This window comes from Amycolatopsis sp. NPDC026612, from assembly GCF_040638285.1.
In the GTDB taxonomy this organism is placed as follows: Bacteria; Actinomycetota; Actinomycetes; order Mycobacteriales; family Pseudonocardiaceae; genus Amycolatopsis.
Map to the genome: position 1 here is coordinate 317,474 of NZ_JBEZYB010000002.1, position 23,256 is coordinate 340,729.

General features: G+C 71.1%; 18 protein-coding genes. 11 read left to right on the plus strand and 7 right to left on the minus strand.

The window, feature by feature from the left end:
* Window positions 1–37 precede the first annotated feature (37 nt).
* Window positions 38–1,396, minus strand: coding sequence for an ATP-binding protein (locus tag AB0F15_RS03845; RefSeq protein WP_360264678.1), 1,359 nt, complete (start codon window positions 1,394–1,396; stop codon window positions 38–40).
* Window positions 1,389–2,066 carry a response regulator transcription factor gene (locus AB0F15_RS03850; protein WP_360264681.1) on the minus strand — a complete coding sequence of 226 codons (678 nt, stop codon included), beginning with the start codon at window positions 2,064–2,066 and terminating at the stop codon, window positions 1,389–1,391. Before AB0F15_RS03850 ends, AB0F15_RS03845 begins: the two co-directional genes overlap by 8 nt.
* Window positions 2,067–2,597: 531 nt before the next feature.
* On the opposite strand from AB0F15_RS03850, the gene AB0F15_RS03855 reads away from it, so the two are divergent.
* The 8 genes from AB0F15_RS03855 to AB0F15_RS03890 all read left to right on the plus strand — a co-directional run bounded on the left by AB0F15_RS03855 (window position 2,598) and on the right by AB0F15_RS03890 (window position 15,485).
* Window positions 2,598–3,659 (plus strand): ABC transporter ATP-binding protein, encoded by a 1,062-nt coding sequence (locus AB0F15_RS03855; protein ID WP_360264683.1) that lies wholly within the window; start codon window positions 2,598–2,600, stop codon window positions 3,657–3,659.
* Window positions 3,659–4,546, plus strand: a complete 888-nt coding sequence (locus AB0F15_RS03860) for an ABC transporter permease subunit (RefSeq protein ID WP_360264686.1) — start codon at window positions 3,659–3,661, stop codon at window positions 4,544–4,546. The genes AB0F15_RS03855 and AB0F15_RS03860 overlap by 1 nt, the downstream gene beginning before the upstream one ends.
* A gap of 96 nt (window positions 4,547–4,642) precedes the next feature.
* Entirely contained in the window at window positions 4,643–8,401 is a 3,759-nt protein-coding gene (locus tag AB0F15_RS03865; protein ID WP_360264689.1) for an ABC transporter ATP-binding protein, read from the plus strand.
* A 182-nt stretch (window positions 8,402–8,583) separates the two neighbouring features.
* Complete coding sequence (locus AB0F15_RS03870; protein WP_360264692.1) at window positions 8,584–9,189, plus strand: DUF4291 domain-containing protein; 606 nt, start codon at window positions 8,584–8,586, stop codon at window positions 9,187–9,189.
* 198 nt (window positions 9,190–9,387) lie between these two features.
* Window positions 9,388–13,119 carry a multifunctional oxoglutarate decarboxylase/oxoglutarate dehydrogenase thiamine pyrophosphate-binding subunit/dihydrolipoyllysine-residue succinyltransferase subunit gene (locus AB0F15_RS03875; RefSeq protein WP_360264695.1) on the plus strand — a complete coding sequence of 1,244 codons (3,732 nt, stop codon included), beginning with the start codon at window positions 9,388–9,390 and terminating at the stop codon, window positions 13,117–13,119.
* Between the two features lie 153 nt (window positions 13,120–13,272).
* A complete protein-coding gene (locus tag AB0F15_RS03880; RefSeq protein WP_360264698.1) occupies window positions 13,273–13,791 on the plus strand; it encodes an N-acetyltransferase in 519 nt (172 codons plus the stop codon).
* Window positions 13,792–13,805: 14 nt separating this feature from the next.
* Window positions 13,806–14,786 (plus strand): LLM class flavin-dependent oxidoreductase, encoded by a 981-nt coding sequence (locus AB0F15_RS03885; RefSeq protein ID WP_360264701.1) that lies wholly within the window; start codon window positions 13,806–13,808, stop codon window positions 14,784–14,786.
* Between the two features lie 93 nt (window positions 14,787–14,879).
* Window positions 14,880–15,485 (plus strand): LysE family translocator, encoded by a 606-nt coding sequence (locus AB0F15_RS03890; protein ID WP_360264704.1) that lies wholly within the window; start codon window positions 14,880–14,882, stop codon window positions 15,483–15,485.
* On the opposite strand, the gene AB0F15_RS03895 is transcribed toward AB0F15_RS03890, so the two are convergent.
* The 4 genes from AB0F15_RS03895 to AB0F15_RS03910 are packed head-to-tail and all read right to left on the minus strand — an operon-like array spanning window position 15,482 to window position 18,781.
* Complete coding sequence (locus AB0F15_RS03895) at window positions 15,482–16,354, minus strand: ABC transporter substrate-binding protein (RefSeq protein WP_360264707.1); 873 nt, start codon at window positions 16,352–16,354, stop codon at window positions 15,482–15,484. The genes AB0F15_RS03890 and AB0F15_RS03895 overlap by 4 nt on opposite strands.
* A complete protein-coding gene (locus AB0F15_RS03900; protein ID WP_360264710.1) occupies window positions 16,351–17,034 on the minus strand; it encodes an ABC transporter permease subunit in 684 nt (227 codons plus the stop codon). Before AB0F15_RS03900 ends, AB0F15_RS03895 begins: the two co-directional genes overlap by 4 nt.
* Window positions 17,031–17,699 (minus strand): ABC transporter permease subunit, encoded by a 669-nt coding sequence (locus tag AB0F15_RS03905; RefSeq protein ID WP_360264713.1) that lies wholly within the window; start codon window positions 17,697–17,699, stop codon window positions 17,031–17,033. Before AB0F15_RS03905 ends, AB0F15_RS03900 begins: the two co-directional genes overlap by 4 nt.
* Entirely contained in the window at window positions 17,696–18,781 is a 1,086-nt protein-coding gene (locus AB0F15_RS03910; RefSeq protein ID WP_360264716.1) for an ATP-binding cassette domain-containing protein, read from the minus strand. Before AB0F15_RS03910 ends, AB0F15_RS03905 begins: the two co-directional genes overlap by 4 nt.
* 91 nt (window positions 18,782–18,872) lie before the next feature.
* Between AB0F15_RS03910 and AB0F15_RS03915 the strand changes: the two genes are divergently transcribed.
* Window positions 18,873–20,282, plus strand: a complete 1,410-nt coding sequence (locus AB0F15_RS03915; protein WP_360264719.1) for a bis-aminopropyl spermidine synthase family protein — start codon at window positions 18,873–18,875, stop codon at window positions 20,280–20,282.
* 85 nt (window positions 20,283–20,367) lie between these two features.
* Here the strand turns inward: AB0F15_RS03915 and AB0F15_RS03920 are convergent, their stop codons facing one another.
* Window positions 20,368–21,549 carry an NADP-dependent malic enzyme gene (locus AB0F15_RS03920; protein WP_360264722.1) on the minus strand — a complete coding sequence of 394 codons (1,182 nt, stop codon included), beginning with the start codon at window positions 21,547–21,549 and terminating at the stop codon, window positions 20,368–20,370.
* A 372-nt stretch (window positions 21,550–21,921) separates the two neighbouring features.
* Between AB0F15_RS03920 and rfbC the strand changes: the two genes are divergently transcribed.
* Together rfbC and AB0F15_RS03930 are read left to right on the plus strand one after the other, a co-directional pair.
* Window positions 21,922–22,527: a dTDP-4-dehydrorhamnose 3,5-epimerase gene (rfbC, locus tag AB0F15_RS03925; RefSeq protein WP_360264725.1), complete on the plus strand. Its 606-nt coding sequence runs from the start codon at window positions 21,922–21,924 to the stop codon at window positions 22,525–22,527.
* A 65-nt stretch (window positions 22,528–22,592) separates the two neighbouring features.
* Window positions 22,593–23,006 carry an SRPBCC family protein gene (locus AB0F15_RS03930; protein WP_360264728.1) on the plus strand — a complete coding sequence of 138 codons (414 nt, stop codon included), beginning with the start codon at window positions 22,593–22,595 and terminating at the stop codon, window positions 23,004–23,006.
* Window positions 23,007–23,256 lie beyond the last annotated feature (250 nt).

The following is a 23,256-nucleotide window of genomic DNA, read 5'->3' on the forward strand; positions in this document are numbered from 1 at the left end:
CGTCGATCTTGCCCGCTGAACCGAGCCTGAAGCGGGCTTAAGACGGCTTCAGCTCGGGGATCCGGACGACGAACCGGCTCCCGCCCTCGACCACGGCCGTGCCGCCGTGGGCACGGGCGATGTCGGCGACGATCGCCAGGCCCAGCCCCGAACCGCCCTCGTCGCGGTCGCGGGCATCGTCCAGCCGGACGAACCGGTCGAAGACCCGCTCCCGGTCCGCGTCGGGGATGCCCGGCCCGTCGTCTTCGACCGTCAGCACCGCCTGTCCGTCCATTGCGGACACCGTGACGGCGACGCGGGAGGCGGCGTGCCGCTGCGCGTTGTCGACGAGGTTGCGGACGAGCCGTTCGAGCCGCGACCGGTGACCCCGCACCGCGGGCGTCCCGGTGACCTCGACGTCGATCCCGCTCCGGCCGGCCACGACGGCGGCGACCACTTCGGACAGTGCGACGGGGGCCGGCCGGCCGGCGCCGGCGTGGTCGAGCTTGCCGAGCAGCACGAGGTCGGCGACGAGGTCCTGCAGCCGGGTGACGTCGAGCAGCGCGTTCTCACAGGACCGGCGCCAGTCGAGCCGGTCGGGGTGGGCCAGGAGCACTTCGAGCTGGGTCCGCAGCGACGCGAGCGGGGTGCGCAGCTCGTGCGACGCGTCCGAGGTGAACCGGCTTTGCCGCGTGACGGCCTCGTCGAGCCGCGCGAGCATGGTGTTCATGGTTCCGGCGAGGCGCGCGATCTCGTCGCCGGTGCGCGGGGCCGGGACCCGGCGGCTCAGGTCGTGGGCACCGATCTCGGCGACCTCGCCGCGAATGGCCTCGACCGGGCGCAGTGACCGGCGGACGGCGAGCCACGCGATCACGCCGATGAGCAGCGCGACCAGCGGGACACCGAACGTGAGCACGGTGCGGACGGAGTCGGCCGCCGCCTGCCCTTCGGGGTCGATCTGCGCGCCCGCGAAGACGTCGTACTTGCTGTCGCCGCTGGTGTCGTGGACGACGTGCACGGTGAGGTCGTCGTCGAGTCCGCGCAGCTCGGGCGCGCAGCCGACGGACGCGAAGGCGGCCCGGTCGATCTCGTACGGCCGCAGGGTGACCTCGGTGTCGTAGGCGGCCAGGGTCGTTCCGCGCAGCACCGGGCAGGACACGAGCCGGTGGCCCGATTTGTCGGTGACCTCGTAGATCGAATCGCGCACGAGCAGCGTCAGGTCGGCGGGCCGGGCGCCGGTGTTCAGCAGCTGGACGATGGCGTCGGCGTGGGCGTCGGCGAGCTGGGCGGCGGCGTTCTCGAGGCGGCTCTGAGCTTGGAGGACGAACCAGACCGACACCGCCCCGAGCGCCACGGCGGACGCCGCGAAGGCCGTGACCGCGACGCGGAAGCGGGTGGAGCGCCAGAAGCTAGGCACCCGCCGTCACCACGTGGTAACCGGCTCCGCGGACCGTCCGGATGGTCTCGGCACCGAACGGGACGTCGATCTTGCGCCGAAGCGCGCTGACGTGCACCTCGACCAGGTTGGCGGTCGCACCGGCGGCGAAGTCCCAGAGGTTGTCGAGCAGTTCGGCTTTGGTGACGACCTGCCCCGGCCGTTGCATGAGGTAGGCGAGCAGGGCGAATTCCTTGCCGGTGAGCGTGATGTCGGCCGTGCCGCGCCGGCAGGTGCGGCCGGCCTGGTCGAGCTCGAGGTCCCCCAGTTTGATGACCCCCGCCCGGGTGGCTCCACCACGCCGGATGAGCGCGCGCAGCCGCGAAAGCAGGACACCGTAGGAAAAGGGCTTGGGCAGGAAGTCGTCGGCCCCGGTGTCGAGCGCCTCGATCTCGTCGTCCTCGCCATCCTTGGCGGTGAGCATCAGGATGGGCGTGCTGTTCCCCTGCTCCCGCAGCCGCCGGCAGACGCGGTAGCCGTTGAGGCCCGGCAACATGATGTCGAGAACGATGGCGGAGTAGGGGTGTTCCCCGGCGAGCCAGACGGCATCCCGCCCGTTGTGGGCCACATCAACGGCATAGCCTTCGGCAACAAGGCCGGCCCGCAGCGCCTCGGCCAGCCGCCGTTCATCTTCAACGAGCAAGATCCGCATCGCGCAACGATCCCACAACCCCAAGTCAACGCCGCACCGAACCGACCACGCCAACACCGGAAGCGGAACCCACCTCACCCAGCGCTAGAAGCACAAACCGACCACGCCAACGCTGGAAGCGGAACCCACCTCACCCAGCGCTAGAAGCACAAACCGACCACGTCACCGCTGGAAGCTGCGCAGGAGGCACCGTGGGGGGTCCGGGGGCTCGGCCCCCGGGTAATACGAGGTGAGAAGAAGCGAAGCGAATTCGAGGGCGACCCGCTCAACCAGCCTGGGGGTCACTGGGAGCGGGCCGCCGCCTCTTAGCTTAGAGGGCTGGGGCGGAGTTCGCTGCACCGGGTCGGCAAGTCACACGAATTCTTTACCGGGTTGATCTGACCGGCGCTCATGAATCCTCTGGTCAGGGCGCCGGGAGCGGTACCGGCGGTAGCGGAAAGTGACGAAGGTCGCTCTCGGGCGTTCCTTGCGCGCGAGCCTCGCCGGTAGGGCAGGATGACGCCGCATCAGCGGGGAACGTTAGGGGACGGTATGCACGACGGCAGTGGCCGGATTGTGGTGCAGAACCTGAGCAAGCAGTTCGGCGCGGTGAACGCCGTGCAGAACCTCAGTTTCACGGTCGAACCGGGGTCGGTGACGGGCTTTCTCGGCCCGAACGGCGCCGGTAAGACGACGACGTTGCGCATGGTGCTCGGGTTGGTGACACCCACGTCGGGGACGGCGATGATCAACGGGCGGCCGCACTCGCAGCTGGGGAATCCGGCGCGGGTGGTGGGCTCGGTCCTGGAGAACGAGGGGTTCCACCCGGGCCGGACGGCGCGCAACCACCTCCGGGTGTACGCGGCGGCGATCGGCGTGCCGGACCAGCGCGCGGACGAGGTGCTGGGCCTGGTGGGCCTGGGCAGTGCCGCGGACCGGAAGGCGGGCGGGTTCTCGCTCGGCATGCGGCAGCGGCTGGCGCTGGCGACGGCGTTGCTGGGCGACCCGCAGGTGCTGGTGCTCGACGAGCCGACGAACGGCCTGGATCCCGAAGGGATCCTTTGGCTGCGCAACTTCCTGCGCGCCTACGCGCGGGAGCAGCGGCGGACGGTGTTGGTGTCGAGCCACCTGCTGAACGAGGTCGAGCAGCTGATCGATCAGGTCGTGATCATCAGCCAGGGCGTCACGCGGTACTACGGTCCGCTGGATCAGCTGCGCAAGGGTCAGCAGTCGCGGGTGCTGGTGCAGCCCGCGGATCCGGCGGCGCTGGTGAAGGCGTTGCAGGAGAACGGGATCCAGCAGGTGTCGCCGACGCCGGACGGCCGGGTCGCGGTCGCCGGGTCGAGCGTCCAGCAGATCGGTGACCTGGCCGCGAAGGCCGGGATCGCGGTCTACGGGATGCAGGAGGAGCACGCCGATCTGGAGCGGATGTTCTTCCAGCTGACGCAGGGTCAGTACACCGGGGGCGCGCCGGGCTACCCGCCGCCGCAGCCGCCGTACCAGCAGGGCCCACCGCCCGGTTACCCGCCGCAGCAGCAGTACTACCCGCAGGGCCCGCCGTCGGGCCCGCAGCAGCAACAGCAGCAGCAGTACTGGGGAGGACCGCAGCAGTGATGGGCAACCTGATCAAGGCGGAGTTCCGCAAGACGCTCTCGCTGAACACGTGGTGGGTGCTGCTGATCCCGCTGGCCCTGGTGGCGTTCTGGCTGACCTTCGCGTGGGGCAGCCTCACGAACGACTTCGCGGACTTCCTGGGGTCGAAGGACGCCCGGCAGGTCAGTGACATGATCGGCCTCGACCCGGACAAGATCCCGGTGGGCCTGCTGGCGCTGGCGCACGGCGTCAACATCGCGCAGCTCGTGCCGGCGTTGTTCGGTGTCTTCGCGCTGGCCGGCGAGTACCGCAGCAAGACGATCACGACAACCTTCCTGACCGCGCCGAACCGGATTTCGGCGCTGACGGCGAAGATGCTGACGTACGCCGCGTGGGGCGCCATCTACGGCGTGGTCAGCTTCGGCGTCTCGGCGCTCGCGGTCATGGCGTCGGTCGACGCGGGCCGCTGGCCGTCGGCGGGCCAGTGGCTGGCCGCGCTCGGCGGGACGGTGCTGGCCGCGGTCCTGGTGACGTTGTTCGGCATCGGGTTCGGCGCGGTGCTGCGCAGCGTTCCGCTGGCCGTCGTGCTGCTGATGGTGTGGTTCCTGATCCTGGAGAACGTTCTGGTGATCGCGTTCTGGGGCTGGGGCGACGTCCGCATCCTCGGCGGGATCCTGCCGAACGGCACCGCGAACGGGATCGTCGGCGGCATCGCGGCGGACGCCTTCGGGTTCAACTCGCTCGACCTGCCGAGCAGCGTGGATTCCGGTTCGCAGCTGGTGCTGCAGCTGACGGCGGGCGCACCCGGCGTGCTCTCGTGGTGGGCTTCGGCGCTGATCTTCCTCGCGTGGACGATGGTCTTCTTCGGTCTCGGCTGGGCGGGCAACCAGAAGCGCGACATCACGTAGTCCCGGCAGTCCGCGAAGGCCACCTCGAGCAGCTCGAGGTGGCCTTCTTGGTGTTCGAGGAAATATTTTGTCGGTGGTGGCGCTTACTGTCACAACGTGACCGTCGCTCCGCCCCGCTCCCGTCAAGAGCTCCCACCCACCGAGACTCCCGGCTGGATCCGCCGGCTGTCCGCCGCGGCGTGGGAGCACCGCGTGCTCGTCGTGCTGTCGCTGCTGGCCGCCGCGTTCGGCGTCGGCGTGCAGGCCGTGACCCCCCTGCTGGTGCGCACGGCGGTGGACGACGCGGTGGCCGGGCAGACGGGCGGGCTGCCGGGGATCGCCGTTTTCCTGGTGGCGCTGCAGCTGGTCGCGTTCGGCACCGCGTTCGCGCGCCGCTACCTCGGCGGGAAGCTCGCCCTCGACGTCCAGCACGATCTGCGGCAGCGCGTCTTCAACGCCGTTTCGCGGCTGGACGGCGGCAAGCAGGACGCCCTGCGCACCGGCCAGGTGGCCTCGCGGGCGATCTCCGACCTGCAGCTGGTGACCGGCATCCTGATGCAGGTCCCGCTGTCGTTCGGCTCGGTGGTCTTCGCGCTGCTGTCGTTCGTCGCGATGCTGTGGCTGTCCCCGGTGCTGACGCTGATCGCGCTGGTCGTCACGCCCGCGGTCGGCATCATCGTGGCGCGCAGCCGCAAGCGCCTGTTCCCGGCGACGTGGTCGGCGCAGCAGCGCGCCGCGGACGTCGCGCAGCAGGTGGAGGAGACCGTCACCGGCGTCCGGGTGGTCAAGGGCTTCGGCCAGGAGACGCGGGAAGTCTCGAAGCTGGAAGGAACCGCGCGCAAGTTGTTCGGGGAGCGGCTTCGCGCGGCGAAGCTGTCGGCGGTCCCGACGGCGACCACCGCCGCCCTGCCCGCCGCCGGCCAGGTCGCCGTGCTCGGCATCGGTGGTGTCCTCGCGCTGAACGGGTCCATCACCCTCGGCACGTTCCTCGCCTTTGCGACCTACCTCGCGACGCTGATCGGGCCGGCCCGGATGCTGTCCGGCCTGGTCGTGCAGGCCCAGCTGACCCGCGCCGGCGCCGAGCGCGTGTACGAGCTGATCGACGCGCAGCCGGAGGTCGCCGATGCCCCGGACGCACGGCCGCTGCCTGCCGGGCCGCTCGGCATCGAGCTGGACGGCGTCCGGTTCGGCTACACCCGCAGCGAACCGGTGCTGGACGGCCTTTCGGTCACCGCGAACCCCGGCGAAACCCTCGCGCTGGTCGGCACCGCGGGCTCCGGGAAGTCCACGATCTCGCTGCTGCTGCCCCGGTTCTACGACGTGCACGCGGGTGCGGTGCGGGTCGGCGGCCTCGACATCCGGGACGTCCCGCTGCGGCAGCTGCGGCAGGCGATCGGCGTGGTGTTCGAAGAGGCGTTCCTGTTCTCCTCGTCGATCCGGGACAACATCGCCTACGGCCGGCCGGACGCGAGCGAGGAAGAGATCGTCGCGGCGGCCAGAGCCGCGGAGGCCGACGGCTTCATCCGCGCGCTGCCGGAGGGCTACGACACGCTGGTCGGCGAGCGCGGGCTGACGCTATCGGGCGGGCAGCGGCAGCGGCTCGGGCTGGCCAGGGCCCTGATCACCGACCCGCGGATCCTGCTCCTCGACGACGCGACCTCGGCCATCGACACCGTCACCGAGGCGGCGATCCACGACACCCTGCGGTCGGTCACCGCGGGCCGGACCACCCTGCTGATCGCGCACCGGCGGTCCACCCTGGCCCTGGCCGACCGGATCGCGGTGCTGGACGAAGGCCGGGTCGTCGACGTCGGCACCGAGGCCGAGCTGATGGCGCGCTGCCCGCTGTTCCGCGAGCTGGTGGCGGGCCCGGGCGACGACGTCGAAGAGAAACACCGCTGCGAGGGTCTCGACCGCGGCCCGGGCGGGGTCACCCCGGCGCTGTGGCCGCGGGACGAGAGCCGCGACGAAGTCGACGCGCTGGCCGAAGCCGCGCGGATGCGCAGCGGCAACCCGAACAGCAGCGGGTTCGTCGGCGGAGGCGTCGGCGGCGGCGGCGGTCTGGACGTGCCGCCGACGCCGGAGCTGATCGAGGGCGTGCGCAAGCTCCCGCCCGCGGTGGACGAGCCGCTGCTGCCCGGCGTGGACGTCACCGCGCCCGACCCGAAGTTCCGGCTGGCCGGGCTGCTGCGCCCGGTCCGCCGGCCGCTGACCCTGGTGATCGGGCTGGTGGCGGCGGACGCGCTGGCGTCGATCGCGCTGCCGGGGCTGTACCAGTTCGGCGTCGACCACGGTGTCCGCGCGGGCGTCGAGTGGATGATCTGGCTCGCCGCCGGGATCGGCGCCCTGGTGATCGCGGCCGACTGGCTGGTGGTGTTCGCGCAGACGCGGCTGACTTCGCGGGTCGGCGAAACAGTCCTGTACGCGCTGCGCGTCCGCAGCTACGCGCACCTGCAGCGGCTCGGGCTCGACTACTACGAGCGGGAACTGTCCGGGAAGATCATGACCCGGATGACGACGGACGTCGACGCGCTGTCGACGTTCCTGCAGACCGGGCTCGCCACCGCGGTGGTCAGCGCGCTGACGCTGGCCGGGATCACCGCCGCGCTGCTGGTCACCGACGCCGGGCTGGCGCTGTACGCGCTGGCGATGATGCCGGTGCTGGCGGTGGCCACGGTGATCTTCCGGCGGTCGGCGTCGAAGGCGTACAACGAGGCCCGCGAGCGGGTCAGCGTCGTGAACGCGGACATGCAGGAGAACGTCAGCGGGTTGCGGGTCGCGCAGGCGTACACGCGCGAAGACCGCTCCGCGGAGGCGTTCGCTTCGCGCAGCGACGACTACCGGCGCTCGCGGCTGCGGGCCCAGCGGTACGTGGCGACGTACTTCCCGCTGGTGGCGCTGATGTCGGACCTGGCGACGACGACGGTGCTGGTGGCGGGCGCGAACCGCGTCTCGGCGGGCACGCTGTCGGCCGGCGTGCTGCTCGCGTTCCTGCTGTACCTGCAGCAGTTCTTCTCGCCGATCCAGCAGCTGTCGGCGGTGTTCGACGGCTACCAGCAGGCGAGCGTCGGCCTGAACCGGATCGGCGACCTGCTGCGGACGCCGACTTCGGTGCCGGCGGCCGAGCACCCGGTGGCGATGCCGCCGCGGCTGCGCGGCGAAGTGTCGTTCAAGGAGGTCGACTTCGCCTACGCCGGCACCGAGAACAAGGCGCTGGAGCAGTTCTCGCTGGACGTCGCGGCGGGCGAGACGATCGCGCTCGTCGGCGCGACCGGCGCCGGGAAGTCGACAGCGGTGAAGCTGGTGGCGCGCTTCTACGACGTCACCGGCGGGGAGGTCCGGATCGACGGCACCGACGTCCGCGAGTACGACCTGGCCGGGATGCGGCGCCGGATGGGGGTGGTGCCGCAGGAGGCGCACCTGTTCTCGGGCACGGTCGCCGACAACGTCCGGTACGGGCGCCCGGCGGCTTCCGACGCGGAGGTCGAGGCGGCGGTCCGCGCGGTCGGCGCGCTCGACGGCGTCGCCGCCCTGCCGTCGGGCTTCCTGCAGCCGGTGGGCGAACGCGGCCGCTCGCTGTCGGCGGGCCAGCGGCAGCTGGTGGCGCTGGCCCGGGCGGAGCTGGTCGACCCGGACGTGCTGCTGCTCGACGAGGCGACGGCGGCCCTGGACCCGTCCACGGAGGCAGCGGTCCTCCGCGCGACGGAGCACGTGGCCCACCGCCGCACGACGTTCGTGGTCGCCCACCGCCTCGCCACGGCGGCCCGCGCGGACCGCATCGTGGTCCTGGACCACGGCCGGATCGCGGAAACCGGAACCCACGAAGAGCTCCTGGCGGCCGACGGCCACTACGCCCGCCTCTGGTCCCTCGGCTGAACCCGCAACTCGCGTGATCGGGCCCGTAACTCGCGAGTTCCGGCCCCAGTCACGCGGGTTCCGGCCCCAGTCACGCGGGTTCCGGCCCCAGTCACGCGGGTTCCGGCCCCAGTCACGCGAGATGCCTCCTTGCGCACGAAAGCCCGTGGCCGGGCGGCCGCGGCGCTGGGAGCATGACGGGCATGTTCGAAGAGAAGCGGGTCCCCGACCGGCAGATCCGCGCGGCGCAGACCGGGACCACCGTCCGGGTCTACCAGGCCTACCCGCCCGCCATCGCCGACGCCGCGCTCGAGCGGCAGACGTTCGTCGAGCCCTTCAAGCGGGACCGGATGACGTGGATCAAGCCGTCGTTCCGGTGGATGGCCTACCGCTGCGGCTACGGGAGCAAGCCGGGCCAGGAGCGGGTCCTGGCCATCGACATCACGCGCGGCGGCTTCGAGTGGGCCCTCGCCAACGCCGCGCTCAGCAAACCCCGCCGTGACCAGGACGAAGCGGCCTGGAAGCAGCAGCTCAAGACCAGCCCGGTCCGCATCCAGTGGGACCCCGAGCGAGATCTCGACCACACCGCGCTGAACTTCCGCGCCATCCAGATCGGGCTGAGCGGCGAGGCCGTCGACCACTACGTCGACGAGTGGATCACCGCGATCACCGACGTCACGCCGGTGATGCGGGACATCGCCGGGCTGCTGGCGACGGACCAGCTGCACAAGGCCGTCAAACTGGTCCCCCACGAGCCGCCGTACGACCTTCCCGCGGACCTCGCCGAGGCCATCGACGCGACGGGCTGAGGCGCCGGAAACGCTGTACCGGGTCCAGGGCTTAAGGTTCCCTTAGCACATCTTGATCGAGTCAGTGACCGATCCCCTAGTGCGCCACGCCTCACACAGCCTGGTTCCATCACATCGCGGTCACCGAGGGGGTTAGCCTGGTAGGCGCATCAGCGGATTCAAGATCGAGATCGAGACGGATAGAGGCGAGTCCCAGCCGTGTCCAGCAGCAGCCCTGCGTCACAGTTCGGCCCCAACGAGTGGCTGGTCGAAGAGATGTACGACCAGTTCCTCGCCGACCCTTCTTCAGTCGATGCCGCATGGCACGACTTCTTCGCGGACTTCAAGCCGACGCAGAGCGCCCAGGCCAAGGCGGACACCGCCCGGCAGCAGGCCGAAGCCAAGCCCGCCACCAACGGTCAGGCGAGCCGGCCCTCGGCCAAGGCAGTCCAGAACGCGGAGTCGGCTGCCAAGCAGTCGTCGACGGCGCCGGCGACCCAGCCGGCCCCCGCCAAGGCGGCCCCGAAGCAGGCAGCTCCTAAGCAGGTGGCGCCGAAGCCGGCCGCGAAGGCCGAGCCGAAGGCCGACGCCAAGCCGCAGGCCAAGGAAGAGCCGGAGTCGAAGCAGCTCCGCGGGGCCGCGGCGGCCATCGCCAAGAACATGGACGCCTCGCTGAGCGTCCCCACCGCGACCAGCGTGCGCGCGGTCCCGGCGAAGCTGATGGCGGACAACCGCATCGTCATCAACAACCACCTCAAGCGCACGCGCGGCGGCAAGATCTCCTTCACGCACCTCATCGGCTACGCCATGGTGCGGGCGCTGAAGGACTTCCCGAACATGAACCGGCACTACCAGCAGATCGACGGGAAGCCGTTCGCGATCACGCCGGAGCACGTCAATTTCGGGCTCGCGATCGACATGAAGGGCAAGGACGGGTCGCGCAACCTCGTCGTGGCCTCGGTCAAGTCCGTCGAGGACATGTCGTTCCTGCAGTTCTGGCAGGCCTACGAGGAGATCGTCAAGAAGGCCCGCAACAACAAGCTCACGGCCGACGACTTCTCCGGCACCACGATCTCGCTGACCAACCCGGGCGGCATCGGCACCAACCACTCGGTGCCGCGCCTGCAGGCCGGGCAGGGCGCCATCATCGGCGTCGGCGCCATGCAGTACCCGGCCGCCTTCGAGGGCACCAGCGAGAAGACCCTGGTCGACCTCGGCATCAGCAAGATCATGACGCTGACCTCGACCTACGACCACCGCATCATCCAGGGCGCGGAGTCGGGCGAGTTCCTCAAGCGCATCCACCAGCTGCTGCTCGGCGAGGACGGCTTCTACGACGACGTCTTCACCAGCCTGCGCCTGCCGTACGAGCCGATCCGCTGGGTCGCCGACATCCCGGACGGCCCGGTCGACAAGACCGCCCGCGTGATCGAGCTGATCGACGCGTTCCGGATGCGCGGCCACCTGATGGCCGACACCGACCCGCTGAACTACCGCCAGCGCAGCCACGCGGACCTGGACGTCCTGTCCCACGGACTCACCCTCTGGGACCTCGACCGCGAGTTCCCGGTCGGTGGCTTCGCCGGCCAGGAGCGGATGAAGCTGCGCGACATCCTGGGCGTGCTGCGCAACTCGTACTGCCGCACGGTCGGCATCGAGTACACCCACATCCTCGACCCCGAGGAGCGCCGCTGGATCCAGGAGCGCGTCGAGATCCCGCACGAGAAGCCGGACCCCGCGGTCCAGAAGTACGTGCTCTCGAAGCTGAACGCCGCCGAGGCGTTCGAGACGTTCCTGCAGACCAAGTACGTCGGCCAGAAGCGGTTCAGCCTCGAAGGCGGCGAGACGGCGATCCCGCTGCTCGACACACTGCTGGACAAGGCCGCCGAGCACGAGCTCGACGAGGTCGTCATCGGCATGCCGCACCGCGGCAGGCTGAACGTGCTGGCCAACATCGTCGGCAAGCCGATCAGCCAGATCTTCCAGGAGTTCGAGGGCAACCTCGACCCGGGCCAGGCGCACGGCTCCGGTGACGTGAAGTACCACCTCGGCGCCGAGGGCAAGTACTTCCGCATGTTCGGCGACGGCGAGACGAAGGTGTCGCTGACCGCGAACCCGTCGCACCTGGAGACCGTGGACCCGGTGCTCGAGGGCATCGTCCGCGCGAAGCAGGACATCCTCGACAAGGGCGGCGAGGGCTACACCGTGCTGCCCGTTCTGATGCACGGCGACGCGGCCTTCGCGGGCCAGGGCGTCGTCGCCGAGACGCTGAACCTGTCGCTGCTGCGCGGGTACCGCACCGGCGGCACCGTGCACGTCATCGTCAACAACCAGGTCGGCTTCACCACCGCGCCGGAGCACTCGCGCTCCAGCCAGTACGCCACCGACGTCGCGAAGATGATCGGCTCGCCGATCTTCCACGTCAACGGCGACGACCCGGAGGCCGCGCACTGGGTGGCCAAGCTGGCCGTCGAGTACCGGCAGGCGTTCCACAAGGACGTCGTCATCGACCTGATCTGCTACCGCCGCCGCGGCCACAACGAGGGCGACGACCCTTCGATGACGCAGCCGGCGATGTACGACATCATCGACACCAAGCGTTCGGTGCGGAAGACCTACACCGAGTCGCTGATCGGCCGCGGGGACATCTCCGTCGAAGAGGCCGAGGCCGCGTTGCGCGACTTCTCGAGCCAGCTGGAGCACGTCTTCAACGAGGTCCGGGAGCTGGAGAAGCACCCGGCGAAGGCCAGCCCCTCCGTCGAGGAGGAGCAGCAGGTCCCCGCCAAGGTGAAGACGTCGGTCGACCGCCAGGTCATCGAGCACATCGGCGACGCGTTCGTCGAGGTCCCCGAGGGCTTCACGCCGCACCCGCGCGTCAAGCCGGTGATGGAGCGCCGCCACAAGATGTCCCGCGAAGGCGACATCGACTGGGCCTTCGGCGAGCTGCTGGCGTTCGGGTCGCTGGCGATGGAGGGCCGTCTGGTCCGGCTGTCCGGCCAGGACTCGCGCCGCGGCACGTTCACCCAGCGGCACTCGGTGTTCATCGACCGCAAGACCGGCCAGGAGTACTCGCCGCTGCAGAACCTGGCCGACGGCCAGGGCCGCGTGATGATCTACGACTCCGCGCTGTCGGAGTACGCGGCCGTCGGCTTCGAGTACGGCTACTCGGTGGCCAACCCCGAGTCACTGGTGATGTGGGAAGCGCAGTTCGGTGACTTCGTCAACGGCGCGCAGACCGTCATCGACGAGTACATCTCCTCGGGCGAGGCCAAGTGGGGCCAGCGCTCGGACGTCGTGCTGCTGCTGCCGCACGGCCACGAGGGCCAGGGCCCGGACCACACCTCCGGCCGCATCGAGCGGTTCCTCTCGCTGTGCGCGGAGGGCTCGATGACGGTGGCGGTGCCGTCCACCCCGGCGAACTACTTCCACCTGCTGCGCCGCCACGCCCTCGACGGCATCCAGCGGCCGCTGGTCGTCTTCACGCCGAAGTCGATGCTGCGCAACAAGGCCGCGACGTCGGGTGTCGAGGACTTCATCGGCGAAAGCCGCTTCATGTCCGTCATCGACGACGTCACCCCGGACCCGGCGAAGATCCGCAAGGTGCTGCTGACCTCCGGGAAGCTGTACTGGGAGCTCGTGGCGGAGCGGACGAAGCGCGAGGTCGACGACGTCGCGATCGTGCGGATCGAGCAGTACTACCCGCTGCCGAAGAAGAAGCTGCTGGCGGCGCTGGAGCGGTACACGAACGCGACGCAGGTCGCGTGGGTCCAGGAGGAGCCGGAGAACCAGGGTGGGTGGCCGTTCTTCGGCCTGAACCTGCCCCGGAAGTTCCCGGAGGTGCTCTCGGGCCTGCAGGTCGTCTCGCGGCGCCCGATGGCGGCCCCGTCGGCCGGCTCGTCGAAGGTGCACGAGGTCGAGCAGAAGGCGCTGATCTCGAAGGCGTTCGACTGATCGCTTGACCGACGAAGGCCCTCGCACTTCCGGTGCGGGGGCCTTCGTCGTCGCAGGCCCGGAACTGTCGGTGCCCTCCGGTAGCGTGGAAACCGGGGGGCGCAGCCCAAACCCGATTGCCCTCCCCCGCCGGTTCACGGCAAGGTGGCGATCATGCTGATCCGCCGCGAGACACCTGGCGACCAGGCCGCGATCCACGCCGTCCACAGCGAAGCGTTCCGGCGCGAAGCGGGCGTCACCCCGGTCGAGGCTCCGCTCGTGGACGAACTCCGTGCCGAAGGCGACCTGATCACCGCCCTCTCCCTGGTCGCCGTCCGCGAGGGTGCCGTCGTCGGGCACGTGTGCTGCAGCCGCGCCCGCCTCGGCGACGACACCGCGGCCGCGGTCGGGCTCGGCCCGCTCGGCGTGCTGCCCGCGCACCAGGCCGGCGGCGTCGGCTCGGCGTTGGTGCACGCCGTCCTCGGTGCGGCGGACGCCCTCGGCTACGGCCTGGTCGTCCTGGTCGGCAGGCCCGCCTACTACTCCCGGTTCGCGTTCGCCGAAGCGGCGACCCTGTCGATCACTTCACCGGACCCGAAGTGGGGCAAGCACTTCCAGGCCCGGACGCTGGCCGCCTACGCACCCACCCAGGTGGGCGCGTTCGAGTACGCGCCCGCGTTCTCGCGGATCTGAACAGGAGGCTGCGCATGTACGCACCCACGACGTCGGTCGGTGTCCGGATCAACCGGGAGCAGCCGCCGGCCAAGCTGCGCGACCTCGCGCGCCAGGCCGAAGACGCGGGTCTCGACGAGGTGTGGCTGGTCGAGGACTGCTTCTGGGCGGCCGGCGTCGCCACGGTCGCGACGGCGCTGGCGGTGACGTCGACGATCAAGGTGGGCATCGGGGTGCTGCCGGCGGTGGCGCGCAACCCGGCGATCGCGGCGATGGAGGTCGCGGCGCTGGCCGAGCTGCACCCGGACCGGCTGATCGCCGGGTTCGGGCACGGCGTCGCGTCGTGGATGCGGCAGATCGGGGCGTACCCGGCGTCCCCGCTGGCGGCGCTGGAGGAGACGCTGGTGGCGGTCCGGCGGCTGCTGGCGGGCGAGCGGGTCTCGATGGACGGCCGGCACGTCCACCTGGACGACGTCGAGCTGGTGTTCCCGCCGTCGTCGCCGCCCCCACTGGTGGCGGGCGTCCGGCGCCCGAAGTCCCTCGCGGTGGCGGGCGCGGCGGCGGACGGCACGATCCTCGCCGAGCCGGCCCCGCCGGAGTACGTCCGGACGGCGCTGGCGGGCATCGCCCCGGGCCGCGCGGCGGAAGGCGCGCCGGCCCACCACGCGGTGGTGACGTACAACTGGCTGGCCCTCGGCGACCGCGAGCGGGCGCGCCGGACGGTCGCGGAGTCCCTGACCCCCGGATCGCGGGTGCAGGTGGAGGGCCTGCCGTTCGCCGGGGAGCTGCTGGCCCTGCTGGATTCGACGTCGACGGTGGACGAGCTGGCAGCGAGCCTGCGGCCGGAGTGGATCGACCGGCTGGCCATCTGCGGTGACCTGGACCAGTGCGCGGCGGCGGTCCGGGCTCTCCACGAGGCGGGAAGCGGCTCGGTGGTGCTGCTGCCGCTGCCGGAGGAGCCGCCGGAGCAGGCCATCGAGGACGCGGCCCGCGTCGCGGCGGCCGTGCGCGGCTGAGGCCCCGGCCCGGAAGAGGAGTTCCTGTTCGAGGCCCCCCCGGGGGGCGGAAAAGGAGTTCGTGCGGGGCGGCCGGCGTGTCAGGATCGAACCATGCCGGTCGACCAGCACCTCCTCCTGGCCTTCCTCGCCACCACCGCGATCGCGATGGTCATGCCCGGGCCGGACTTGCTCTTCATCCTCGGCTGCGGCATGCGCGGCGGCCCGAAGGCCGGCCTGCTCGCCACCGCCGGGGTCGCCACGAGCGAGGCGATCCACGTCGCGGTGGCGGCGGCCGGGCTGGCCGCGCTCTTCGCCGCCGTGCCCGTCGCCTTCACCGTCGTGAGGATCGCCGGCGCCGCTTACCTCGTGTACCTCGGGGCGCAGGCCATCCGGAACCGCAAGCCACTGGTCGAACGAAAGAGCGACCGCGCCTACCTGAGCGGCCTGCTGACCAACCTGCTCAACCCGAAGATGGTCACCTTCACCATCGCGTTCCTCCCGCAGTTCATCGACCCGGCGAAAGACCACGTCTGGCTGCAGTTCGCCGTCCTCGGGGCGATCATGATCGTGTTCGAGTTCCTCGTCGACGGCACCGTCGGCGTGCTCGCCGGCCGCGTCGGCGGGTGGGTCCGGCGGAAGAAGAACCAGCGCCGGATCGAGGTCGCCACCGGGGGCATCTTCATCGGCCTCGGCGTCAAGCTGGCCGTCGACCACTAAGCCCGGGCGAGGAAGTCTTCCGCGATGTCCAGCGGGTTGCGCTTCTCCTCGGTGAACTCGACGTTGAGCCGCGTGAGCTGCTCGGTCGTCAGCGCCGCCGACACCCGGTTCAGCGCCGCGGCTTCCGGAGGCGACAGCGTTCCCCGCGCCACCAGCGGCACGATGTTCTGCGCCGGGAACATGTTCTTGTCGTCGACCAGGGGCACGAACCCGTTGGCGGCGATCGTCGACGACGTGCTGAACAGGTCCGCCACCTGCACGTCACCGGATTTCAGCGCCGCCACCGTCACCGGCCCGCCCGTGTCGGTCGTCCGGATTTCCTTGAACTCGCAGCCGTACAACGACTTGATCTTGTCCTTCCAGCGGCTGCTCCACTGGCCCGGCCCGCCGAACACCAGCTCGCGGCAGCGCTGCCCCAGGTCCGAGAACGTCTTCACGCCTGTGGCCGCCAGCTGCGGGCCGACGACGAGCAGGTCCTTGTCCTCCGCCGGCGCCTGGTCCAGCACCTCGAACCCCGGCGGGACCTTCTGCCGAAGCTGCGCGTAGACGTCCTGGGACGTCGTCGCGGTGGTGTTCTTGTCGAAGTAGCGCAACAGGTTCCCGCTGTAGTCCGGCACGACCGACAGCGACTTGTCCTGCAGCGCCTTCACGACGACCTCGCGGCTGCCGACCGGCGGCCGCACGGTCACGTTCGTCGCACCCGCGGCCCGCAGCGCCCCGGCGTAGATCTGGGCCAGGAGCAGGCTTTCGCCGACGTCGGACGCCCCGATGATGATGTCGCCCGAAGCGCCACCTTCGCCGCCGCCGGCCAGCGGGTTGCCGCAGCCGGCGGCCAGCACCAGAACCACAAGAACGACCAGCCGCTTCACGCCGCCCCCTTCTTCCCGGCCGCGGCGAGCCGGACGCCCCGGGGCACCAGGGCCCGGTTCAGCGCCGCGAAGAGCAGGTCCAGGACGACGGCCAGCAACGTCGTCAGCAGTGCGCCCGCGATGACCTCGGAATAGTCCAAAATGGCCAGTCCGTCGAGCAGGAACCGGCCGAGGCCACCGAGGCCGACGTACGCGGCCACCGCGGCGGTCGCCACGAGCTGCAGCACGGCGTTGCGGATGCCGCCGAGCACGAGCGGCAGCGAGATCGGCACCTCGACCTGCCACAACCGCTGCCAGCCGGTCATCCCGATCCCCTCGGCGGCGTCGACCACGCCGTGGTCGGTCGCCTGCAGCCCGGCGTACGTGCCGGCCAGGATCGGCGGCACGGCCAGCACGACGAGCCCGATGATCGTCGAGGTGACGCTTTCGGTGAAGAGCAGGAACAGGAACGTGACGAGCCCCAGCGTCGGCAGCGCGCGGATGGCGTTGCCTGCACTCACCAGCGCGACGCCACCGCGGCCGGTGTGGCCGACGAACAGACCCAGCGGCACGGCGATCACCAGGGCGATCACCAGCGAAAACGCCGTGTAGCCGAGGTGTTCCAGCAGCCGCTGCGGGATGCCGTCGGGCCCGGACCAGTGGGCCGGGTCGCCGAACCAGTGGACGAGATCGGTGATCACGCGGCACTCACCCGTTCCCACGGCGTCAGCAGGTTTCGCGAACCCACCAGGACCAGGTCGACGACGAGCGCGAGCAGCAGCGTCAGCACGATGCCGACCACGATCGGCGAGAAGTACTCGCGCTGGAACCCGTCGGTGAACAGCACGCCGAGGCCGCCGGTGCCGATCAGCGCGCCCACGCTGACCAGGCTGATGTTGCTGACCGCCGCGACCCGCACGCCGGCCGCCAGCACCGGCACGGACAACGGCAGCTCGACGGCGAAGAACCGGCGCACCGGCTTGTACCCGACGGCGGTCGCGGCGGCGACCACCGGCCCCGGCACCGCGTCGAGTGCGTCGAGCACCGGGCGGACCAGCAGCGCCGTGGTGTAGACGGTCAGCGCGACGACGACGTTGACGCTGTCGAGGATCTTCGACCCGATCAGGCCGGGGATGACGACGAACAGCGCGAGCGACGGGATCGTGTAGAGCAGGTTGGCCAGCACCGTCAGCACCCGTCGCGCGGGCCGCCAGCGGTGGCCGAGCCAGCCCGCCGCGATCGCCAGGACGATCCCGATGACCAGCGGGAGCAGCGCGAGGTAGACGTGGTCGCCCAGGTCACCCAGGATCTGGCCGCGGTTGTTCGCGCTGCTCAGGTAGCGCCCGAGCTCGTCGAAGAAGCTCATGACGCCTGCGGGGTCGCCTCGATCACGTCCAAAACCTGCCGTGCGACCACGGCGCCGAGCACCCGGTGGTCTTCGTCCACGACCACGCCGAGGCTGGCCGGAGACGACAGCGCCGCGTCCAGCGCGCCGCGGATCGGCGTTCCCCGCACCCAGAGCGAACCACCGGCCACGAGGCCGTCCTCGGTGAGCGGACCGTCCACAGTGGAGTTCGGCGGCAGCCAGCCGCGGGGTTGCTTCTCGGTGTTGACCGCGAGCCGCCAGCTGTCGCTCGCGGGCACGGCGGAGCCGATCTCGACCAGCTCCAGGTCCTTGACCTCGACGCCTTCGGCGGAGAGGAACGACAGGCCGCGGTAGCCGCGGTCCCGGCCGACGAACGACGCGACGAAGTCGTCCACCGGGTGCCGCAGGACGTCGGCGGGCGTGCCGTACTGGGCGAGCTTGCCGCCGACGCGCATCACCGCGACCTTGTCCCCGAGCCGGACCGCCTCGTCGATGTCGTGCGTGACGAACACGATGGTCTTGCCCAGCTGCGACTGCAACCGCAGCAGCTCGTTCTGCAGGTCTTCGCGCACGATCGGGTCGACCGCGGAGAACGGCTCGTCCATCAGCAGCACCGGCGAGTCCGCGGCGAGCGCGCGGGCGACGCCGACGCGCTGCTGCTGGCCGCCCGAAAGCTGCGCCGGGTACCGCTTGCCGAGCTCGACCGGCAGGCCGATGATCTCCAGCAGCTCGGCGGCCCGCGTGCGCGCCTTCGCCTTGTCCCAGCCCGACAGCAGGGGCACGGTGGCGATGTTGTCCAGCACCGTCCGATGTGGAAAGAGACCGGCGTGCTGGATGACGTAGCCGATGCCGCGGCGCAGCAGCGCCGGGTCGCCCTCGGCGACGTCCTTGCCGTCGAGCAGCACCTGCCCGGCGGTCGGCTCGACCATCCGGTTGATCATCCGCAGCGACGTCGTCTTGCCGCAGCCGGACGGGCCGACGAACACGGTGATCGTGCCGTCTTCGACCGTGAGGTTCAGCTTGTCGACGGCGACCGTCCCGTCGGGATACTGCTTGGTCACATCGCGGAATTCGATGGTCACTGCCACTCCCATGTCCCGGTCCGTCCGACCGTAGCCGAGTCGGCGGTGGTTGGCACGCCGTTCCGGCACGTGGTGACTAGGCTCGTGGCCCGTGAAGGCACTCGACGACGTCCTCGCCGCGCACGGCGTCGGCGTCCGCCCGCTGTACCGCGTCCTCGACCTGCTGCGCACCGGCGACCACGACCTCGGCGAGCTGGTGCGGCTGAGCACGGCCCCCCGGCGCAGCGTGGAAGCCGTGCTCGCCGCCCTCGGCGACGACCTCGACCGCAGCGGCGACCGCCTGCGGATCGCCCCCGGCGTCGCGGCGTCGTACCTGCAGTACCGCGCGCCCCGCTACGCCGACCCGCTCGACGAAGCCGTGGCCACGCACGAACTGCTGCCGAAGGTCGCCGAGTGGGTGGCCGAGGTGCCGTCCCCGCTGGCCGCGCTCGACCACGTGCAGGCGACGCCGGAGACCGTGCTGCGCCGCGCGCTCTGGCTGGACGCGCAGTACGACCTGGCCTCGACGCGGCTGCTGTTCCTCGGGGACCACGACCTGACGTCGCTGGCGGTGCGGGCGGTCTGCCCGTCGGCGTCGCTGACGGTCGTCGACCTGGACGAGCGCGTGCTCGCCTACCTCGACGATCGCGGCGGCCGCGAGATCCGGACCGTGCACGCGGACCTGCGCGTCGGCCTGCCACCGGCGTTGACCGGCGACGCCGGCTTGGTGTTCAGCGACCCGCCGTACACGCCCGAAGGCATGGGGTTGTTCGCCGCCCGCGGGGTGCAGGCGCTGCGGGAGCCGAGCGAGGGACGGCTGCTGCTGGCGTACGGCTACAGCCCGCGCCACCCGGCGCTCGGCGCGCAGGTGCAGCGGTCGCTGGCCACGCTCGGGCTCACCTTCGAGGCGATCCTGCCCGGCTTCAACCGGTACTTCGGGGCGCAGGCGATCGGCAGCGCGGCGGACCTGTACGTCTGCCAGCCGACGGCCAAGGCCAAGAAGATGCGAAGCGGCAAGGCGATCTACACGCACGGGCCGCAGTCGGTGGAGTCCGCGGGGACGAAGCCGGCCCTGCTGGAGAAGCTGAAGGAGATCGCCACCGCGGGCGGGCTGTCGCTGGAGTCGCGACCGGTGGACTGGTCGATTTCCGGACCGGAGGGTGACGCGATCGCGATGGACCTCTCGGCCGACCCCGGCCCGTGGCTGCTGCGGACGCTGCTGGGCACGAACGCCCGGCGGCTGGCGCTGCTGCTGCCGAACGCCCACCCGGACCTGGCGGACCAGGCGTCCCAGGAGGCGCTCGCGGCACTGGTCCGGGGGAAGTACGCGGTGCGGTACCTGCGCAGCACACCGGACAACCGCCACGCGGTGGTGGTCGCGGACGCGGTGGAGCACCAGGACGAGGTCCTGACCCGCGCGCACGCACGCCTCGCGAACGTCTCCCTCGACGTCCCATCGGACCTGGTGGACCTGCGCCTGGTCGACGTCCCCCGCCACCGCCTCCCCGCCCTTCTCCCCTAACCCGCCACTTTCACGTGAAAGCTACGGTTTGCAGCGCAAAGCGGCACTTTCACGTGAAAGTGCCGCTTTGGCGCTGGTGAGGGGGTCAGGCTGTGACGCCGTCCGCCTCCGCGGCCTTCGCCACCGCGGCCGCGACCTCGGGAGCCACGCGCGGGTCGAGCGGGCTGGGGACGATCCGGTCCGGGCCCAGGTCGTCCATCGCCACCGAAACGATCGCCTCGGCGGCCGCCAGCTTCATGCCCTCCGTGATCGACCGCGCGCCGGAATCCAGCGCGCCGCGGAAGACGCCGGGGAACGCCAGCACGTTGTTGATCTGGTTCGGGAAGTCACTGCGCCCGGTGGCCACGATCGACGCGTAGCGCGCCGCCACGTCCGGGTGCACTTCCGGGTCCGGATTGGACAGTGCGAAGACGATGCCGCCGCCCGCCATCCGGGCCAGCAGCGACTCGTCGATCGTCGCGCCGGACAGGCCGAGGAACACGTCCGCGCCTTCCAGCGCCTCCGCCAGCCCGCCCCGCAGGCCGGCCTTGTTCGTCGTCGCGGCCAGCCGCTCCTTGACCGGGTTCAGGCCGGCCCGGCCCTCGTGGATGATGCCGCGCGAGTCGAGCACCGTGACGTCGCCGATGCCGGCCTCCCGGAGGATCTTCGCGCAGGCCACGCCCGCCGCGCCGGCGCCGGAGACGACCACGCGCTGGTCGGCGATAGCCCGGTCGAGCACCAGGTTGGCGCCGCGCAGCGCGGCCAGCGTCACGATCGCCGTGCCGTGCTGGTCGTCGTGCATGACCGGGCAGTCCAGCGCCTCCTTGAGCTTGTCCTCCAGCTCGAAGCACCGGGGCGCGGAGACGTCCTCGAGGTTGACGGCCCCGAACGACGGCCGCAGCCGCACCAGCGTCTCGACGATCTCGTCCACGTCGGTCGTGTCCAGCACCAGCGGGATCGAGTCGAGGCCGCCGAAGGTCTTGAAGAGCACCGACTTGCCCTCCATGACCGGCAGCGACGCGCGGGCGCCGATGTCGCCGAGGCCGAGCACCGCCGTCCCGTCGCTGACCACGACGACCAGCCGGTCCGCCCACGTGTAGCGCTTGGCCTTGGCCGCGTCCTCGGCGATCGCGCGGCTCACCTTCGCCACACCGGGTGTGTACGCGATCGAAAGGTCACGCGGGCTGGAAATCGGGCGGGTGGCCGCCACCGAGAGCTTGCCGCCCTCGTGCCCGGTGAAGATCTCTTCGTCGGTGACCGGCGCGACGGCACCGGTGGGGTCGTTCATGGGGTTTCCTGTCGTCGCTTCCGTCATTCTCCCAGTGGGAATGACGGAACTCGCGGTTCGAACGTGGGTCACTGGAATTCTCCTGGGCCTGCGAGCGCGGGGACCATATCTGCGGGGCGAAGGCGCACCCGGACATGGGAACTTCCTCCGGCACGGCAGCCCAGCGCGGTAGCGCCGGCCTGTCGGCGAGGCGTCACGTCGGCCATCGGTGCCGTGGGTCTGGCGATGGCCGCGGACGCGGCGGTTCGTTCATTGTGACAGGTCCCCCGCCGCCGGTGACCCCTCGGTGCGGTTGATGTCACACCGGACGCGATTTCCCGGCAATTCCCAAGACGTCCGTCCGGTTTTGTTGGCGCCCGATAAGGTGACGCCATGCAATTCCGCCGGCTGCGCGTCCCGGACGCCTTCGAGTTCTCCCCCCGGGCGTTCCCCGACGACCGGGGCCTGTTCGTCGCCCCCTTCCAGGAAGACGTCTTCCGCGCGGCGGTCGGCCACCCGCTGCGGCTCGGCCAGTCGAACCACAGCGTGTCCCGGCGCGGCACGATCCGCGGCATCCACTTCGCCGACACCCCTCCCGGCCAGGCGAAGTACATCTACTGCCCGCGCGGCTCGCTGCTCGACGTCGTCGTCGACATCCGCGTGGGGTCGCCGACCTTCGGCCAGTGGGACACGGTCGTGCTCGACTCGCGCGAGTTCCGCGCCATGTACCTCGCCGAAGGCCTCGGCCACGGCTTCATCGCCCTCGAAGACGACACCGTGATGTCGTACTTCTGCTCGGAGCCGTACAACCCGGCGGGCGAGCACGGCATCACGCCGCTCGACCCCGCGCTGGACCTGCCGTGGCCCGCGGACATCGAGCCGGTGCTGTCCGGCAAGGACCGCGACGCGCCGACCCTGGCCGAAGCCCTCGACCAGGGCATCCTCCCGGTGTACGCGGACTGCGTCGCCTACTACGACAAGCTGCGCTCGGCGAACTGACCACCCCCGCCAGGCCGGCCGTCCGGCCGCTTGCGTTTTAGTATGCGTGCATATAGTCTGCTCGCATGACAGTTTACGAGTACGAGCACAGCGAAACGTCCACCGCTCCCGCCGCGGCGATCTGGCCGCTCTGGGCCGACACCGGCCGCTGGCCGGAGTGGGACGCGGGCGTCCGGTCCGTGGTCCTCGACGCGTCCTTCGCCGTCGGCACCAGCGGCACGATGACGATGGACGGCATGCCGCCGATCCCGTTCACCCTCACCGAGGTCACCGAGGGCCGGAGCTTCACCGACGAGACCCGGCTGCCGGACGCGTACCTGCGGTTCGAGCACGTCCTCGCCGACGTCGACGGCGGGACGCGGATCACCTACCGCGTCACCGTCGACGGCCCCGACGGGTTCGGCCCGCAGGTCACTTCGGACACTCCCGACGCGATGCGAGCCCTGGCGAGGCTGGCCGAGGCAAACTCGCGGGTATGACCACACCGGAGTCCCGCCTGCCCGGCCCCGGACGCAGCCCCGGCTTCCTGCTGTGGCGCGTGACGCTGGCCTGGCAGCGGGCGATGCGGGCCGCGCTGGCGCCGCACGACCTCACGCACGTCCAGTTCGTGCTGCTGACGACGACGTGGGGGGGGGGCCCCCCCGGGGGGGGCCCGCCCCCCCCGCCCCCGCCCCCCCCCGGGCGGCGCGCCCCCCCTATTGAGCACCAACGCGGGGGGCCGGCGAGGGG